This window comes from Amycolatopsis sp. NPDC039088 (assembly GCF_055598845.1).
The window spans coordinates 188452-203222 of the sequence record NZ_JBVKAE010000007.1 but is presented as its reverse complement, the minus strand read 5'-3'; the positions used below and the strand labels follow the sequence as shown (position 1 = coordinate 203222).

The 14771-nt window shown below is 68.5% G+C and carries 15 protein-coding genes; 8 read left to right on the top strand and 7 right to left on the bottom strand.

Annotated elements, in window-relative coordinates; all coding sequences use genetic code 11:
* Positions 1 to 735: 735 nt before the first annotated feature.
* The gene (locus ACZ7KI_RS11790; protein ID WP_470273105.1) at positions 736 to 1095 is read right to left on the bottom strand and encodes a hypothetical protein; all 360 of its coding nucleotides are present in this window, start codon (positions 1093 to 1095) and stop codon (positions 736 to 738) included.
* Between the two features lie 71 nt (positions 1096 to 1166).
* Between ACZ7KI_RS11790 and ACZ7KI_RS11785 the strand changes: the two genes are divergently transcribed.
* Positions 1167 to 2249 carry a carboxylate-amine ligase gene (locus ACZ7KI_RS11785; protein ID WP_470273104.1) on the top strand — a complete coding sequence of 361 codons (1083 nt, stop codon included), beginning with the start codon at positions 1167 to 1169 and terminating at the stop codon, positions 2247 to 2249.
* Between the two features lie 8 nt (positions 2250 to 2257).
* On the opposite strand, the gene ACZ7KI_RS11780 is transcribed toward ACZ7KI_RS11785, so the two are convergent.
* The 4 genes from ACZ7KI_RS11780 to ACZ7KI_RS11765 all read right to left on the bottom strand — a co-directional run bounded on the left by ACZ7KI_RS11780 (position 2258) and on the right by ACZ7KI_RS11765 (position 7082).
* Positions 2258 to 2704, bottom strand: a complete 447-nt coding sequence (locus ACZ7KI_RS11780; RefSeq protein WP_470273103.1) for a DUF6098 family protein — start codon at positions 2702 to 2704, stop codon at positions 2258 to 2260.
* Between the two features lie 156 nt (positions 2705 to 2860).
* Complete coding sequence (locus ACZ7KI_RS11775) at positions 2861 to 3769, bottom strand: alpha/beta hydrolase fold domain-containing protein (RefSeq protein ID WP_470273102.1); 909 nt, start codon at positions 3767 to 3769, stop codon at positions 2861 to 2863.
* Positions 3756 to 5780 carry a CocE/NonD family hydrolase gene (locus tag ACZ7KI_RS11770; RefSeq protein WP_470273101.1) on the bottom strand — a complete coding sequence of 675 codons (2025 nt, stop codon included), beginning with the start codon at positions 5778 to 5780 and terminating at the stop codon, positions 3756 to 3758. Before ACZ7KI_RS11770 ends, ACZ7KI_RS11775 begins: the two co-directional genes overlap by 14 nt.
* A 3-nt stretch (positions 5781 to 5783) precedes the next feature.
* A complete protein-coding gene (locus tag ACZ7KI_RS11765) occupies positions 5784 to 7082 on the bottom strand; it encodes an ATP-grasp domain-containing protein (protein ID WP_470273100.1) in 1299 nt (432 codons plus the stop codon).
* Between the two features lie 83 nt (positions 7083 to 7165).
* Here ACZ7KI_RS11765 and ACZ7KI_RS11760 point away from each other — a divergent pair, with 83 nt between their 5' ends.
* The 3 genes from ACZ7KI_RS11760 to ACZ7KI_RS11750 are packed head-to-tail and all read left to right on the top strand — an operon-like array spanning position 7166 to position 10809.
* The gene (locus tag ACZ7KI_RS11760) at positions 7166 to 8680 is read left to right on the top strand and encodes an FAD-dependent oxidoreductase (RefSeq protein ID WP_470273099.1); all 1515 of its coding nucleotides are present in this window, start codon (positions 7166 to 7168) and stop codon (positions 8678 to 8680) included.
* Positions 8680 to 9780, top strand: a complete 1101-nt coding sequence (locus tag ACZ7KI_RS11755) for a carboxylate-amine ligase (RefSeq protein ID WP_470273098.1) — start codon at positions 8680 to 8682, stop codon at positions 9778 to 9780. The genes ACZ7KI_RS11760 and ACZ7KI_RS11755 overlap by 1 nt, the downstream gene beginning before the upstream one ends.
* Before the next feature lie 18 nt (positions 9781 to 9798).
* Entirely contained in the window at positions 9799 to 10809 is a 1011-nt protein-coding gene (locus tag ACZ7KI_RS11750; protein ID WP_470273097.1) for an iron-containing redox enzyme family protein, read from the top strand.
* Here the strand turns inward: ACZ7KI_RS11750 and ACZ7KI_RS11745 are convergent.
* Both ACZ7KI_RS11745 and ACZ7KI_RS11740 read right to left on the bottom strand, forming a co-directional pair.
* Positions 10777 to 10992: a CDGSH iron-sulfur domain-containing protein gene (locus ACZ7KI_RS11745; RefSeq protein ID WP_470273096.1), complete on the bottom strand. Its 216-nt coding sequence runs from the start codon at positions 10990 to 10992 to the stop codon at positions 10777 to 10779. The two genes, ACZ7KI_RS11750 and ACZ7KI_RS11745, sit on opposite strands and share 33 nt — an antisense overlap.
* Positions 10976 to 11665, bottom strand: a complete 690-nt coding sequence (locus ACZ7KI_RS11740) for a methyltransferase (RefSeq protein WP_470273095.1) — start codon at positions 11663 to 11665, stop codon at positions 10976 to 10978. The genes ACZ7KI_RS11745 and ACZ7KI_RS11740 overlap by 17 nt, the downstream gene beginning before the upstream one ends.
* 127 nt (positions 11666 to 11792) lie before the next feature.
* On the opposite strand from ACZ7KI_RS11740, the gene ACZ7KI_RS11735 reads away from it, so the two are divergent.
* The 4 genes from ACZ7KI_RS11735 to ACZ7KI_RS11720 all read left to right on the top strand — a co-directional run bounded on the left by ACZ7KI_RS11735 (position 11793) and on the right by ACZ7KI_RS11720 (position 14765).
* Complete coding sequence (locus tag ACZ7KI_RS11735; RefSeq protein ID WP_470273094.1) at positions 11793 to 11960, top strand: hypothetical protein; 168 nt, start codon at positions 11793 to 11795, stop codon at positions 11958 to 11960.
* Between the two features lie 111 nt (positions 11961 to 12071).
* Positions 12072 to 12503, top strand: a complete 432-nt coding sequence (locus ACZ7KI_RS11730; protein ID WP_470273093.1) for a DUF4383 domain-containing protein — start codon at positions 12072 to 12074, stop codon at positions 12501 to 12503.
* 28 nt (positions 12504 to 12531) lie between these two features.
* Positions 12532 to 13497, top strand: a complete 966-nt coding sequence (locus ACZ7KI_RS11725) for a glycosyltransferase (protein WP_470273092.1) — start codon at positions 12532 to 12534, stop codon at positions 13495 to 13497.
* 29 nt (positions 13498 to 13526) lie between these two features.
* Positions 13527 to 14765: a glycosyltransferase gene (locus ACZ7KI_RS11720; RefSeq protein WP_470273091.1), complete on the top strand. Its 1239-nt coding sequence runs from the start codon at positions 13527 to 13529 to the stop codon at positions 14763 to 14765.
* Positions 14766 to 14771: the final 6 nt, after the last annotated feature.

Genomic DNA, 14771 nt, shown 5'->3' with positions numbered 1-14771 from the left:
CCCGTGACAGCGCAGGAACAGCCGCCTGAACTGCAAGATCTCGACTTTGCCGGAACCCTGGCGCCAGGCGCAGTGAAGGGGTCCTTCATGTACTTGGGGAGGTGTGACTACTGGGCTGGTGGTGTTGCTGAGGCCGCGGATGGCGATCGCATAGTCCGTGAAGGCCTCCTTCCCTACTTTCAAGTCAGGGTCCCGGCGAAGTCGCATAACTGCTGGTCGGCTCCATTACCAGAGCGGGTCAAGGCGAACGTGTCGTGGCGTACCCGGCGGGAGCGGGTTCACGTAAAAGGGGCCTCACCTGGCTCCCGACTGTCCATAAGGGACACTTTTCGAGACAAGCGTGCCCGATTTGGGCGAGTTGCGGGGTTTCACGAGGGGGTCGTGAGTGATTTGGGTCGTTCTAACCCTCATTAACACTCACGACCCCGCACGGAAACGTATTTAGCGACATCAATCGGACAGTCGATCAGCTGGTGGTGTCCCTTGTGGACACTGAAGCCCGCTGGTGCCCAGAATCAAACTCCGCCTCCGCCTCCGCCGCTGGTGCGCGGCCCGTGACAGTGCAGGAATAGTCGCCTGACCTGCAAGATCGCGACTTTGCCGGAACCCTGCCTTCAGAATAGGCAAGGAGGCCTTCACGGATCCTGCGGCCACCTGGGCCACCACATTCAGTAGGTACCTAAGACCCCCTCGGCCCAACCCGAATCGCCACTCACGACCAACCCGGCCCACCGCTCAACGTGCGCTGAGTTCCCCGAGCATCCGCTGCGAAGCGCCCAATTCCTCCGCCATCAGAAGACTTCCCGCACGGGCTTGGGTGAGCGCGAAGCCGACGCTCGCCACCTTGTCCCACGCCTCACCCGGCGCGTCGGCCGAGCCGACTTCGCCGGACAGCAGCCGGTCCTCCAGCTGATCCTGCAAACCGGGCAGCACGTGGGCGAGGTCGTCGGCCAGCCGCCGCAGCGCGCCGATCGTCCGGACGAGGTCGGCCGGGGTGTCGGCCTCACCCTCCCGCACGCGCCGGTACAGACGGCGTACTACGGTCCCGGCCTGTGCGGCCAGCAGATACGACGGCTCCGCCGACATGGGTTCCATGCCGTGATGTACCCCTTTTCGTCTGGCGGAAAACACGTTTGCCCAGCGCATACCCCGGGTATCTGCCGCAGGTGAAAGACGACGTTCTCACGTTCGGTATCGAGGAAGAGTTCTTCGTCGTGGGCCGCGACGGCCACCTGGCCCCGGCGGGTGACATGGTCGTCGACGCCGCGGACGAAGACGAGGGCGAGCTTCAGCACGAACTCACCCGCTCACAGGCCGAATCGGCCACGGACATCTGCACCACGCACGACGAGGCCCTGCGGCAGCTTCGGAACCTTCGCGCGGACCTGGCCACTGCCGCCGCCCGGCGTGACTGCCGCCTGCTGCCGTGCGGAAGCGTCCCGCTGGCGGAAAGCGAACTCCCGACCATCACGCCGAATCCACGCTACGAGCGGATGGCCGAACATTTCGGGGCCACCGCCCGCACCTCGCACACCTGCGGCTGCCACGTCCACATCGCCATCCCCGACCGCGAGACCGGCATCCGGGTGATCGCGCGGGTCCGCCCCTGGTTGCCCGCCTTGCTGACGGTCACCGCGAACTCCGCCATCTGCGACGGCTACGACACCAGCTACAGCAGCTGGCGTTACCAGCAGTGGAGCCGGTGGCCGTCGGCCGGGCCACCGCCCGCCTTCACGTCGCTGGACCACTACGAAAGCATCGTGGACGCCTGGCTGCGCGCGGGTGCGATCCTCGACCGCAAGATGATCTATTGGGACGTAAGGCTCTCCGAGAGCCAGCCGACACTGGAGTTCCGGTTCTCCGACGTCGCGGCCACCCCCGGGGAAGCGGCTCTGCTCGGTGTGCTGATCCGCGGCATGGTCGCCACGATCCTCGACTCGGACGAACGCCCGGCCGACCTGCCCAACGAAGTCCTGCGAGCGCACCTCTGGCGGGCTTCGCGGGAAGGGTTGTCCGGCCGCTGCCCCCATCCCCGCACCGGAGACCTCGCCCCCGCCACCGAGGTGCTCGACGACGTCGTCGCGTTCGCGGCCGCCGCGCTCAAAGAGAACGGCGACTTCGACTTCGTCCGGGAAGGCTGTGCCCGGCTCGTCGAGGGCGGGAGCGGAGCGGACCGGCAGCGGGCCCGGTTCGCGGAACGGAACCGAGCCGAGGACGTCGTCGAGCTGCTGGCCGTGCGGCCGGAGTGAGCCGCGGCTCAGGCCCGGTCAAGCTCCGGCGGCCGGCGCAGCGGGCCCCATTGGGAGTCTTCCTTCGCGTGCCGCCGCAACAGATCCCGCGCTTCGCTCAAGACGTCGGTGGAGATCCGGGCGACCGGCTCCGGATCGGTGAGCAACGGCTCGTTGTCCGGCCCGGAACCGACGATGCGTCCCGACAGCACCCACGGTTTCGTGTCCCGGCGCCGTTCGTGCCGGAGGTGGCAGTAGTCGTAGAGCCTCCTGGCCAGCCACAGTTCCAGCGGCTGGTCCCGCCACCACGGTTCGGGATCGAGCGGATTCACCGAGAGCCCTGGCAGTTCCGCCCCGGTGAGCTCGTCGCGGCTGGTACCCGCGCGATGCTCCGGTGACGGCGCCCAACGCACGTAAAGCTCTTTCCGCCCCCGTACCAGGTCGGCGAGCTCCCTCAACGAACTCACTTGCCGCATCCAACCGCTCCACAGTGGTCACGGTGACCGGCGCGCCGGCGTCCCTGCTCCGCCGGGGCTGCCCACGCCGGTCCACCTCGCGGCCGGAGGCCGCACAACCTCGCTACACCGGCCGCTCTTCTCCGGATACCCGTTCAGACCGTCGCTACACGGAATTCAACGACGGTCGACAAGATGTGCGATCTCCTCCACGACTCGTGTCGCCTCCGGGATCGACGCGATCATCCAGGCATGGATCATGCCTTCGAATTCGTGGTAGCCGAGCGGCACGCCCTGTTCGGTGCAGAGCGTCCGCAGCCGTCGCGCGTCGGTGAGCAGGACGTCCCGGGTGCCGATATAGGTGGTCAGGTTCCCGAGCCCGGTGAGATCCCCGGAAATCGGGCTGAGGCGGGGATCCGTCCGCGGCAACGGTCCGCTGTAGAGCCGTGCCGCCTCGTTCAGCCCGGTGAGCGCGAGATACGGATCCCGCCGGTCCAAGGCCGGCTGGGCCGGATGGCTCATCGTGAGATCCAGCCACGGCGACAGCAGCACGGTCTCCTTCGGCACCGGACGCCCGTCGTCGCGCAACGATTTGACGAGTTCGAGCGCGATGCCCGCGCCGGCGGAGTCGCCCATCACGACCTGATCCTCCGGCTGGAGTCCGGCGGCGAACTTGTCGTAGGCACGCTTGACGAACTCGACGGTCGCCGGGCACTGATGCGCGGGCGCCAGCGGATAGATCGGGACGGTCACCGCGCACTCGGTGCGGGAGATCAGCCTGCCGAAGAACTTCCAGTGGTCGTGCTGGATCTGGTGCACGTAGGCGCCACCGTGGAAGTACAGCACCTGTTTGCCGATCCCGGCGTCGTGCGGGCGGATCGTGTAGCAGGGGCGCCCGTCCACTTCGGACTCCCGGACGTCGAAGCGGCGGCGGATCGACCGGCTCGGCTCGGTGTGTCCCTCGCGTTGGCTGCGTTCGATACTCCGACGGAAACGGTCGATGTCGGCGTAGAGGCGCTTCCGCTTGGTGATCCGCAACCAGGCGTACAGCGCCTTCGCCCGCAGGCTTGTCTTAGACGTGGTCACGGGGAACCGTCCGATGCCAGTTGCGGGAGAACGACCTTCGCTCCCCCTCGTACCCGTCGAGCTGGGCGTCGATGACGAACTCGGTGGGGGTGCAGGAAACGCGGGTGCGGGTCTCGGACCTGGCTTCCCAGTCGCCGCGGGCGAAGGTGATCGACCACGAGGTTTCCGCCACCGGGGAACAGAAGTCGTCCGCCACCCACGAGTAGCGTTCCAGCACGTTCCTGGTGACTTCGAGGTCGATGTCGTCGAAGCGGACCTTGCCCGCGTTCTTCACGATGTCGAGCGCGGACCGGTAGTCGATCAGGTCACGGGAGACGGTCCAGCGTTGCTCACCGGGTTCGAGTTGCGTGGCGGGCAACGGCTCGGTGCCTTCGGGCTCGTCGAACGGCCGGGCGGGTACCTCGTCCGCTTCGGCCACCGGACGGACCGGGAGGGTGAGCCTGCTCTGTCCGGTGTGGACGGTCACCATCGCCGGTTCCGGCGGCGGCCAGGCGAGTGGCCAGTACGACGACGAGAGCGAAAGCCGGATCCGGTGACCCGCGGGGAAGGCCTGCGCGACGGCGTTGAGTTCGATCCGCACCCGGTACCGTTTCCCCGGCTCCACCGGTTCCGGCTCGTCGTGCCCGTCTCGATGGGTCAGGTTCAGCAATCCGTAGGTCACCCGCGTGGCCCGGCCGTCCGGCGCGACGTCGGACAGGCGGGCGGCGACCATCGCCACCGGCTTGTCCGCGGAGACTTCCAGCTCCACCACCGGTGAACCGAGAATCTCGCACGGTTCGGTGAGTTCGTCGGTGTCGAAGACGAGCGAACCGCCGTCCTCTTCCCGCTGGTCGTACGGCAGGTCCGGCGGCGCGCTGTAGGAGGCCCACTTCCCCGCGAACTGGCCGACCGACAGCGGCGACTCCACGGACAGCCCCTCCTCCGGGACTTCTTCACCCGGCCGGGCGATCCGGTGCCGGGTGAGCCGGTGTTCCGACGGGTGAACATGCGGCGACGGCCAGGACGGCTCGCCGACCCAGCGGCCGGGCCGGTCCTCGTACGACGTCGACGGCGGCACGCTGTCCTGCATCCAGGTCTGGAGCATCGGCCCGTCCATGACACCGTTCTCGATGTCCTTCAGCCAGTGATCCCACCAGCGGACCAGCTCCTGCAGGTACCCGATGGCCGGACCCGGCTGCCCCAGGTGCGGGTACTTGTGCGACCACGGCCCGATCAGGCCCCGGCGTGGCACGTCGAGGTTGGCCAGCAGCCGGGACACCGCGTTCGAATAGCCGTCGGCCCAGCCGCTGGAGGCGAGCACGGGCACCTGGACGTCGCTGTAGTTCTCGCAGACCGAAGCGTGCCGCCAGTAGTCGTCCCGACGCTGATGACTCAGCCACTCCCCGATCCAGAGACTGCAGTTCTCCAGCCGTTCGAACCACAGGTCGCGCCACCGCTCCCCCGCCAGCGCGGGATCGGGCGGCAACGTGCTGTAGGCGAACATGGTGGACGCCTCGGCGACGTTGTCCGACAGCAGGCAGCCACCCATGTAGTGCATGTCGTCGGCGTACCGGTCGTCGGTGAAGGACGAGATCGCGATGGCGGCGAGACCGGGCGGTTTACGCGCGGCGGTCTGCAACGCGGCGAACCCGCCCCAGGAGATGCCCATCATCCCGGTCCGGCCGGTGCACCACGGCTGCGCGGCGATCCATTCGAGGACCTCTTCCGCGTCGAGCTGCTCCCGTTCGAGGTACTCGTCGGCGAGCACGCCCTCCGACTCCCCCGACCCCCGGATGTCGACGCGGACACAGGCGTACCCGTGCCCGGCCAGATACGGGTGATGCACCGAGTCCCGCACCGACGTCAGATCGCGGTGGCGGTACGGGATGTACTCCAGGATCGCGGGCACCGGTTCGGTGTCCGAGGCGACCGGGCGCCAGATCCTGGCCGACAGCCGGATCCCGTCGGACATCGGGATCCAGACGTGGTCGTCCTCGGTGATCTCGTACGGCAGCGAAGCCACCGTCCGCATGGGCTATCCCTCCTCGAATTCGAACCGCAGCGCTTCGGTGCACCGGCGGTACTTGTGCTCCATCTCCCGTTCGGTCTGCGCCGCGATGAAGAGATGGGCGAGTTCGTAGCTGTAGCTGTCCTGTGCGGGCAGTTCCGAAAGCCGCAGGCCCTTCTCCGGCACGATCTCGATCTTCACGCCGGGGATCTCGGCCTCCAGGTCGGTGATCTCGGCGCGAGTGGGTACGCGGGTCACCTTCCCGTCCTCGAAGCGGCGGTAGTACCACTTGCCCGCGATCTGGTAGTCACCTCGATGCCGCCGCTCGCCGGGATCCTCGCCGAGCCCGAGTTTCACCATGATCTGGTGGTTCGCCAAACCGTCGACGTATTCGAAGAGCTCGGCGTGGGACTGGGAATGCCTCGGGTTGATCTCCAGCAGGCAGGCCTGCCCGGATTCGGGATGGCAGAAGAACTCGATGCTGAACGTGGCGTTGTCGAAGCCGATCTGCTCCATCACCAGTACCGAGATCTCCTTCATCCGCCGGACGGAGTCGTCCGGCAGCTGCGACGGGTACTGGTGTCTCATGAAGCAAGGGGTGTCGGGATAGTTGATCGAATCGAGGACGCCGTAGACGGTGACCTGTCCGTTGTGGACATAGCCTTCGGTCGCGGCCTGGACCCCGTTGAGCGCGCCTTCCGCCAGGCAGGCCGCACCCCCGGCGTCGGCCACCGCGGCGGGCAGGTCGACCTTGCCGAGGATGTAGTCGAAGGGTTTGCCGACGCGGTCGACGCCCTCGCGGATCTCGGCGACGGCCTTGGCGAACTCGTCTTCGTCGGTGACGTGGAAGGCCAGTTCGGACGAGAACGACTTCACCGGCTTGAGCCACATGGGGTAGTCGACACCATCAGGCGGCTCAGGCTTCTCGTCGTCCAGGTCGACGATGCCGAACGCGGGCAACTCGTCGATCACCTTCGCCTGTTCGAGCCTGCTCCAGTACTTGTGCTCGCATTTGAGTACCGCTTCGAGCGAGACACCTGGCAAGCCGTACTTCTCGCACAGCATCGCCACCATCGTCGAGGACGGGAAATCCCAGTAGCTGACGATGGCGTCGATCGTCCCGTCGAAGGCGTCCAGCTGCTTCTGCGCCTTCTCCATGAGATCGATGATCGGGATCTCGCCGTACTGGAGTTCCTCGACCGACAGCAGCGGGTGGAAGCGGTACCCGTCCGCGCCCGGAATCCGCTCCAGCACCGCTTCGTTGCTCTCGTCGAGACCGATCACGAAGATGTTCTTTTTCTCGGGGGACCTAGGACCTGGGTTCATGGCCGACGGCTACCCCGCTACCCGAGCCGGAAAACCCCGCCGCCGCTGGTTTGCCCGCGTTGGCGTGCGGGAATCCGGGCGCCATGACGGAGTTGCCCGGAACGCGTTCACTGTGGCTCGACACCGCTCCCGCTCCCGATCGGACCGGCACTCCGCTGCCGAGGGAGGTCGACGTCGCCGTCCTCGGCGCCGGCATCGCGGGGCTGACCACGGCCTACCGGCTGGCCAGGGCGGGACGCTCGGTGCTCGTCCTGGAGGCGGCCCGTCTCGCGGCGGGTGTTTCGGGCCACACCACGGCGAAGATCAGCACCCAGCACGGGGTGAAGTACGCCACCTTGACCAAGGCCAAGGGTGCCGAAGCCGCCGCGACCTACGCGTACACGCAAGCCGCGGCCTTGGACTGGATCGCCGCCGCTTCGGCCGAACTCGGCATCGACTGCGGCTTCACCCGAGCGGACAGCTTCGTCTACACAACGCGGCCCGGAACCGTGGAAAGCCTCGAACGGGAAGCCGAAGCCGCCGCCGAAGCGGGTCTGCCCGCGTCCTTCGTCACCGACGTCGACCTCGACGTGCCTTCACTCGGTGCGGTGAAGTTCGCCGGACAAGCCCACTTCCACCCTCGCCGGTGGCTGCTCGGCCTCGCGGAGCAGATCGAACGCGCGGGCGGCACGATCGTGGAGGGTGTCCGCGCGGAAGGCGTCGACGAACTCGGCGGCACCCGGGTGCGGACCAGCGCGGGTGAGGTGCGCGCGGGCGAAGTCGTGGTGGCGACCCATTACCCGATGCTGGATCGTGGCCTGTTCTTCGCGCGGCTCGACCCGGTGCGTGATCTGGTCGTCGCGGGCCCGGTCGAGGGCAACCGGCGAGTGGACGGGATGTACCTCGACGCCGACACGCACCACTCCGTTCGCGGCTACCTCAACGACGGCGTCCCGTACGCGGTCGCCGGTGGTGAGCACTACCGGGTCGGTGACTCCGTCGACGTGGAAAGCCGCTACGAACGACTGGCGAGCTGGGCGAGCGCCCACGCGGGGGTGCGTCGCGTCACCCACCGCTGGTCCGCCCACGACTTGTCCACTGTGGACTCCGTACCGTACGTCGGGCGTTACCATCCGGCGAGCCGTCATCTCTGGGTCGCCACCGGCTTCGGCCAATGGGGCATGACCGGCGGCACAGCGGCGGGGCTGCTGCTGGCGGATCTGCTGACCGGCAGGGAAGACCCCTCGGCGGGCCTCTACGACCCCAACCGCTTCGACCTCCGTTCCGCGATCACGACGGTGGAGAACAACGCCACGGTGGCGAAATTCCTGGTGGGCGACCACGTCAGCGCGTTACGCAAGCCCGCGGCCCTGGACGAACTGGCCCCCGGCGAGGCCAAGGTCACCCGGGACGGCGGTGAACTCGTCGCCGCCTACCGCGATCCCGGCGGTGAACTGCACGCCGTCGGCGCGCATTGCACGCACCTCGGCTGCCTGGTGGCGTTCAACAACGCGGAGAAGACCTGGGACTGCCCGTGCCACGGCTCGCGCTTCGCCCTGGACGGCTCGGTGATCCAGGGGCCGGCCGTGCACGCGTTGCCGAAGAAGCGGGAGCGGTGATGACCGGTATCGGTGTCGAAGAGGAATTCCTGCTGGTCGACCCCCGAACCGGGGTGAGCTGTCCGCGCGCGGAGGCGGTCGTCGCCCGGCAGCGGGCCTGCTGTCCCTTGCCCGACGGCGCCGCGGTGCACCGGGAGTTGCGGCCGACGCAGATCGAGGCCGCCACCGGTGTCTGCGAGACCTCGGAAGAGCTGTACCACCACCTGGTGGCGGGGCGGCGGTCACTCGCCGAAGCGGCCGCCGCCGAGGACTGCGCCATCATCGCCTCGGGTACCGCGCTGCGCGGTCCGCCTGAGCGCGATCACCAGGACGGCGACGACCGGTTCGGCAAGGTGGACAGCCTGTACGCGGGAGTGGTGCGGTCCTACGAAGCCTGCGGTTGCCACGTCCACATCGGCGTACCCGACCGCGACACGGCGGTCGCCGTGGTGAACCATCTGGCCGAATGGCTGCCCACGCTGCTCGCCCTGTCCGCGAACTCGCCGTTCGACGGCGGCCGGGACAGCGGGTACGACAGCTGGCGGATGGTGGAGCAAAGCCGGTTCCCCGGATCCGGGATCGCACCGCACTTCGCGGACATCGAGGACTACGAGATCCAGGTCGACCGGCTGGTGGACTGCGGCGTGCTCGTCGACGCCAAACAGACCTTCTGGCTGGCGAGGCCGTCACCGAGCTGGCCGACGGTCGAGGTCCGCGCGGCTGATACCGCGTCCACCGTGGACGAAGCGGTGCTGCAGGCACTGCTGACCCGGGCACTGGTGCGCACCGCGCTCGACGCGCTGGACAAGGGCGTCGAAGCCGAACCCCTCGACCCGCAGATCGCGGCGGCCGCGGTCTGGTCGGCCGCGCGGTACGGGCTGTCCGGACCGGCCATCGACCCGGTGGCCGGAAAACCGGTCCCGGCCACCGGCAGGCTCGCCTCGCTGCGGGAGCACACGCGGGCGGCGCTGGCGGAGACCGGCGACCTGTCGCTCGTGAGCACCCTGCTCGAACAGCTCGAGAACGAAGGCACCGGAGCCGAACGGCAGCGCCGGGCCGCCACCGACGGTGACATCGCGGTGCTGCGAATGTTGACCGAAGAGACGGTTCCGCTCGGATAGACCGGGTATCCCCCGATCATGACGACGACGGAAGTGCAGGTGGCCGCGCGCCTGCCGGAGATCCGCGGCCCGCTGTCCGCCGCCGTGGTGGACACCTTGGCCGGCGGGCGCACGAACGACTTCGACCTCGACGAGGTGTGGGACGCCGATCCCTTCGGCGAAGACCTGCAACTGGCCTTGCACGTCTGCTACGAACTGCACTACCAGGGCTTCGCCGAGGTCGATCCGGGCTGGGAATGGGACACGGGGCTGCTGCGGTTCCGTGGCGCGCTGGAACGCGTCTTCCTCGACGGCATCCGGGCCGCCGTTCCCGGCGGCGACGACGTCGACGGCCTGCTGGACGACCTCCTGGTCGAACCGGCCGACGGGAACGGCGTCTCCCACTTCCTGCGCGACGAGGGCTCCTGGTGGCATGTCGAGGAGTACTTCGCCCACCGGTCGATCTACCACCTCAAGGAGGCCGATCCACACGCGTGGGTGATCCCGCGGCTACGCGGAAAGGCCAAGGCGGCGCTGGTCGCCGTCGAGTTCGACGAGTTCGGCGGCGGACGGGCGGATCAGGCGCATTCCCGGCTGTTCGCAGAGCTGCTGACCGCGGCCGGGTTGTCGCCGGACTATCTCGGCTATCTGGACCACGTGCCCGGCTGCACGCTGGCGACGGTGAACATGATGTCGCTGTTCGGCCTGCACCGGAGCCTTCGCGGCGCCCTCGTCGGGCACTTCGCGAGCGCCGAGATCACCACGGCCCCGGCCGCGCGGCGGATGGACGAAGCGCTGCGGCGGCTCGGTGGCGCCGCGGAGTGCCGTTACTTCTACACCGAGCACATCGAGGCGGACGCCGTACACGAACAGGTGCTGCGGCACGACGTCGTCGGCGACCTGCTGGCGCGGGAACCGGAACTCGCGGCCGACGTCGCACTGGGTATCCAGGCCACCGATCTGCTGGAGTCCCGGCTGGCCGACCACCTCACGAAGGCCTGGGCGGCCGGGGAGTCCTCACTCCTCCGGCCGCTGCACCCCTTGCCGTGACCGGCGGCGGTGGCTGGTGTCGCAGAACGGGTAACGCTTGCTGCGACGGCAGGCGCAGAGAGCGACCACGAACCGGTCCGAGGTGACCGTTTCACCCTCAGGGGTGACGATCTCGACCGGTCCCTCCACCAGCATCGGCCCGCCGGGCTCGATCCGCACCCGCGTCCTACGTCCGGTCGGCACGGATCACCACCAGTTCTTCGTGCCGCTGGTCCGCGGTGATCAGCCCGGCGGCTTCGAGGAACTCCGCCCGCTCCCGCATCACCGGTCCGAACGGGATGAACCGGCTCGCCACCAGGGCGGCCGTCATCCCGGCGGCCCGCAGCTCGTCCAGCGAGCGGTCGACACCCGCCACGGTGGACTGGACGAGCAGGAGATAACCGCCGGGCGCGACCAGGGACGGCGCCTCCGAACAGACCGGGCTCAGCACGACCCGCCCGTCCGGACCCGCGTCCCAGGCCCGTGCCGCACCGGTCGCCGGGACCGGAGACGGGACATACGGCGGATTGGCCAGCACGACGTCGTACGGTCCCCCACGAGCCGCCTCGGCAAGGCTGCCGCGCACCGGCCGGACCGGCATCCGTCGCAGGCGCGCGTTCGCCCACACCGCGGCCAAGGCCCGGCGGGAGATGTCCACGGCGGTGACCGAACCGGCACCGCTCGCCGCCGCCGTCAGCGCGAGCGCGCCGGTCCCCGTGCAGAGATCGAGCACCCTCGCCCCCGACGGCATTCCCGATGCCCGCAAAGCCGTCGCGAGGAACCAGGTGTCGTCCTGTGGCCGGTACACCCCGGGCGGCCGGAGCAGCCACGGCCGCGCCGGGGCAAGTGGTCTCGCGGAACTGGTGATCGCGGTCATGGGTCCTCCGGTTCGCCGACTCGGTGCTTCCGGCTACCCCGGCCCTTCGGTGCCAAACGTCCACAATGGTCTCGAAATCGGGACCACGGAACAGGGTTAACCAGGTACGAAAGGGGGTAGCCGCTCGATGAACCGTCGAGGATTCGAGGTGCCCATGATGGGTGACGACCAGAACAAGACCGCCGAAGCCGAAGGCGGGAAGAAGGACCGCGACGAGGAACGCCAGGAGGTGCGAGGCGAACAAGGCACGTCCTCGGGCGATCCGCACGACGACACGGATCCGCAGTCCGGCTGATCCCTGCCCGCGAAAACGTCACGGACGTCCTCGACCGAGGGCGTCCGTGACGTTTTCGCGGCGCCCTCACGAGGTATCCGTACCGGTCTTTGGTGAACGGAGGCCTTTCCGATGAACGAACGTTCGACCATCTCGCCCCTGCGGCCGGTCATCCTGATCCTCGCACTGGTCCACTTGGTACTGGGCGTACTCGGTTTCTTCTTTCTGCCCGAAACCAATCAGGCCGGGCACAACACTCTCTGGATTTTCAGCGCGACCGGGATGCTCGACATCATTCGCACGATCGTGGGTGTACTCGGACTGGCGGCGGTGATGAAACCTTCGGCGACCCTCGCCTACAGCTGGATCGTTTTCGTCGCCTTCGCCGGTTTGACCGCTTTCGGTGTGTTTTCGGCGGCGACGACCATGGCCGGTGACGCAGTCAACTTCGGCTGGGCGGACAACGTGCTCCACGCGCTCACCTCGCTGACCGCGCTGGCCGTCGCCCTTCTCGCCACGCGGCGCGCACGACGAGATCAGGTTCAAGCGCGGACGGACGTTTAACTCGACTTCAGAGGGCAATCAGTCGTACATGACGAAGATGGCGCCGCTCAGGGTCTTGCTGTGGCACGTTCACGGTTCGTGGTCGGAGGCCTTCGTGCGCGGCGGTCATCGCTACTTCCTCCCCCTCCTCGACGAAGGCGGGCCCTGGGGACGAGGACTGTGTGGACGCGACTGGCCCGACGCGGAAGAAGTCCCCGTCGAACGGCTGAAGGATCTCGACTTCGACGTCGTCGTCCTGCAGCGCCCCGACGAGATCGCCTTGGCGACCCGGTGGTTGCGCCGTCACCCGGGCAAGGACGTGCCCGCGGTCTACGTCGAGCACAACACTCCTCGGCCGAACGCGGTGACCACCCGCCATCCCCTGGCCGACCACGACGACATCCCGCTCGTCCACGTGACGCACTTCAACGAGCTCATGTGGGATTCGGGCAGCGCACCCACGGTCGTTGTGCCCCATGGCATCCCAGATCCCGGTGAGCAGTACACCGGCGAACTCCCGCACGGCGCGGCGATGATCAACGAACCCCTCCGGCGGGGACGGATCACCGGCACCGATCTGCTCCCCGCGTTCGCGGAGATCGCCCCCGTGGACGTGTTCGGCATCGGCAGCGGGGAACTGGAGGGCGAGCATCCCGGGGTGCGGCCGGGCGGTGACCTCCCGAGCCGGGAGCTGCACACCGAGGCCGCCAAACGCCGGGTGTACCTGCACACCGCCCGCTGGACGTCACTCGGGCTTTCCCTGCTCGAGGCGATGCACCTGGGGATGCCGGTCGTCGCGCTGGCCACCACCGAAGCGACCCTGGCGGTGCCACCCGACGCGGGGGCGATCTCGACCGACGTCAAGGCGCTGGCGAAGGCCTACCGAGAGCTCGTCCACGAACCTGATTTCGCCGCACTGGCAGGGAAGGCGGCGCGCGAGCACGCGCTGGCGCACTACGGCCTCGATGCTTTTCTGAAGCGCTGGGACGCCCTGCTCACCGATGTGACCGCTTGATCCGCCCGGGGCGGACGGGAAGGAGACTTATGAAGATCGCGATGGTTTCCGAGCACGCCAGCCCGCTCGCCGCGCTGGGCGGAGCCGACGCGGGCGGTCAGAACGTCCACGTCGCCGAACTCTCGGCCGCGCTGAGCCGCCAAGGACACGACGTCACCGTCTACACGCGCCGCGAGAACCGCCGCTCCCCTGCCATGGTGGAAGCCCCGGACGGCTACCGGGTCGTCCACGTGTCCGCCGGGCCGCCGAAGAAGCTGCCGAAGGACGACCTCCTGCCGCATATGGGAGAGTTCGGCCGGGTGCTCCGCTCCAAATGGGCCAAGGACCGCCCGGACGTGGCCCACGCACACTTCTGGATGTCCGGGCTCGCCTCGGTGCTCGCCGCCAAGGACCTCGAAATCCCGGTGACGCAGACCTTTCACGCCCTCGGCACGGTGAAACGGCGCTACCAGGGCAAGAACGACACCAGCCCGGCCGACCGCGTCCGGCTCGAGCGGATGATCGCGAAGAAGGTCGACCGGGTGATCGCGACCTGCTCGGACGAGGTGTTCGAACTCGTGCGCATGGGTTTGACGCGCTCACGCGTCTCCATCGTTCCGTGCGGCGTCGACCTCACGACCTTCACTTCGGACGGCGAGGTCGCTCCCCGCACGGCTCCACATCGGATCGTGAGCGTGGGCAGGCTGGTGCCGCGCAAGGGTTTCGACGTCGCCATCGCGGCATTGGCCGGGTTGCCCGCCACCGAACTGGTCATCGCCGGCGGTCCCGGCTCGGGTGACCTCGCCAAAGACGACGAAGCGCGCCGCCTGCGCCGCATCGCCGAACGGGTAGGTGTGAGCGACCGGGTGCACATGCCGGGACAAGTGTCGCGCAAGGACATGCCCGCGCTCCTGCGTTCCGCCGACGCCGTCGTCTGCACCCCTTGGTACGAACCCTTCGGCATCGTGCCCCTCGAAGCGATGGCGTGCGGTGTCCCGGTGGTGGCCAGCGCCGTCGGCGGCCTGATCGACACGGTGATCCACGGCGTCACCGGCCTGCACGTACCGCCGCGCGATCCCAAGGCGCTCGCGAACGCGCTGCGGCGGCTGGTTCCGGACGCGTCCCTGTGCGAGGCGTACGGGGTGGCGGGCTGCGACCGGGTGCGTGCGCGGTACTCGTGGGACCGGGTAGCTGCGGATACCGTGCGGGCCTACGAGCGTGTCCTGACGGGTGAGAGCGGCGCTGAGGCCGCGGCTGTCGCGGATGCGGAGGCTGGGGTGGGTTCCTGAAGCCGC

Excerpts from the sequence above, each read along its gene's own strand:
- ACZ7KI_RS11790 (WP_470273105.1), bottom strand. The coding sequence starts at position 1,095 with ATGGAACCCATGTCGGCGGAGCCGTCGTATCTGCTGGCCGCACAGGCC.
- ACZ7KI_RS11780 (WP_470273103.1), bottom strand. The coding sequence starts at position 2,704 with ATGCGGCAAGTGAGTTCGTTGAGGGAGCTCGCCGACCTGGTACGGGGG.
- ACZ7KI_RS11770 (WP_470273101.1), bottom strand. The coding sequence starts at position 5,780 with ATGCGGACGGTGGCTTCGCTGCCGTACGAGATCACCGAGGACGACCAC.
- ACZ7KI_RS11765 (WP_470273100.1), bottom strand. The coding sequence starts at position 7,082 with ATGAACCCAGGTCCTAGGTCCCCCGAGAAAAAGAACATCTTCGTGATC.
- ACZ7KI_RS11760 (WP_470273099.1), top strand. The coding sequence starts at position 7,166 with ATGACGGAGTTGCCCGGAACGCGTTCACTGTGGCTCGACACCGCTCCC.
- ACZ7KI_RS11755 (WP_470273098.1), top strand. The coding sequence starts at position 8,680 with ATGACCGGTATCGGTGTCGAAGAGGAATTCCTGCTGGTCGACCCCCGA.
- ACZ7KI_RS11750 (WP_470273097.1), top strand. The coding sequence starts at position 9,799 with ATGACGACGACGGAAGTGCAGGTGGCCGCGCGCCTGCCGGAGATCCGC.
- ACZ7KI_RS11740 (WP_470273095.1), bottom strand. The coding sequence starts at position 11,665 with ATGACCGCGATCACCAGTTCCGCGAGACCACTTGCCCCGGCGCGGCCG.
- ACZ7KI_RS11735 (WP_470273094.1), top strand. The coding sequence starts at position 11,793 with ATGAACCGTCGAGGATTCGAGGTGCCCATGATGGGTGACGACCAGAAC.
- ACZ7KI_RS11730 (WP_470273093.1), top strand. The coding sequence starts at position 12,072 with ATGAACGAACGTTCGACCATCTCGCCCCTGCGGCCGGTCATCCTGATC.
- ACZ7KI_RS11725 (WP_470273092.1), top strand. The coding sequence starts at position 12,532 with ATGACGAAGATGGCGCCGCTCAGGGTCTTGCTGTGGCACGTTCACGGT.
- ACZ7KI_RS11720 (WP_470273091.1), top strand. The coding sequence starts at position 13,527 with ATGAAGATCGCGATGGTTTCCGAGCACGCCAGCCCGCTCGCCGCGCTG.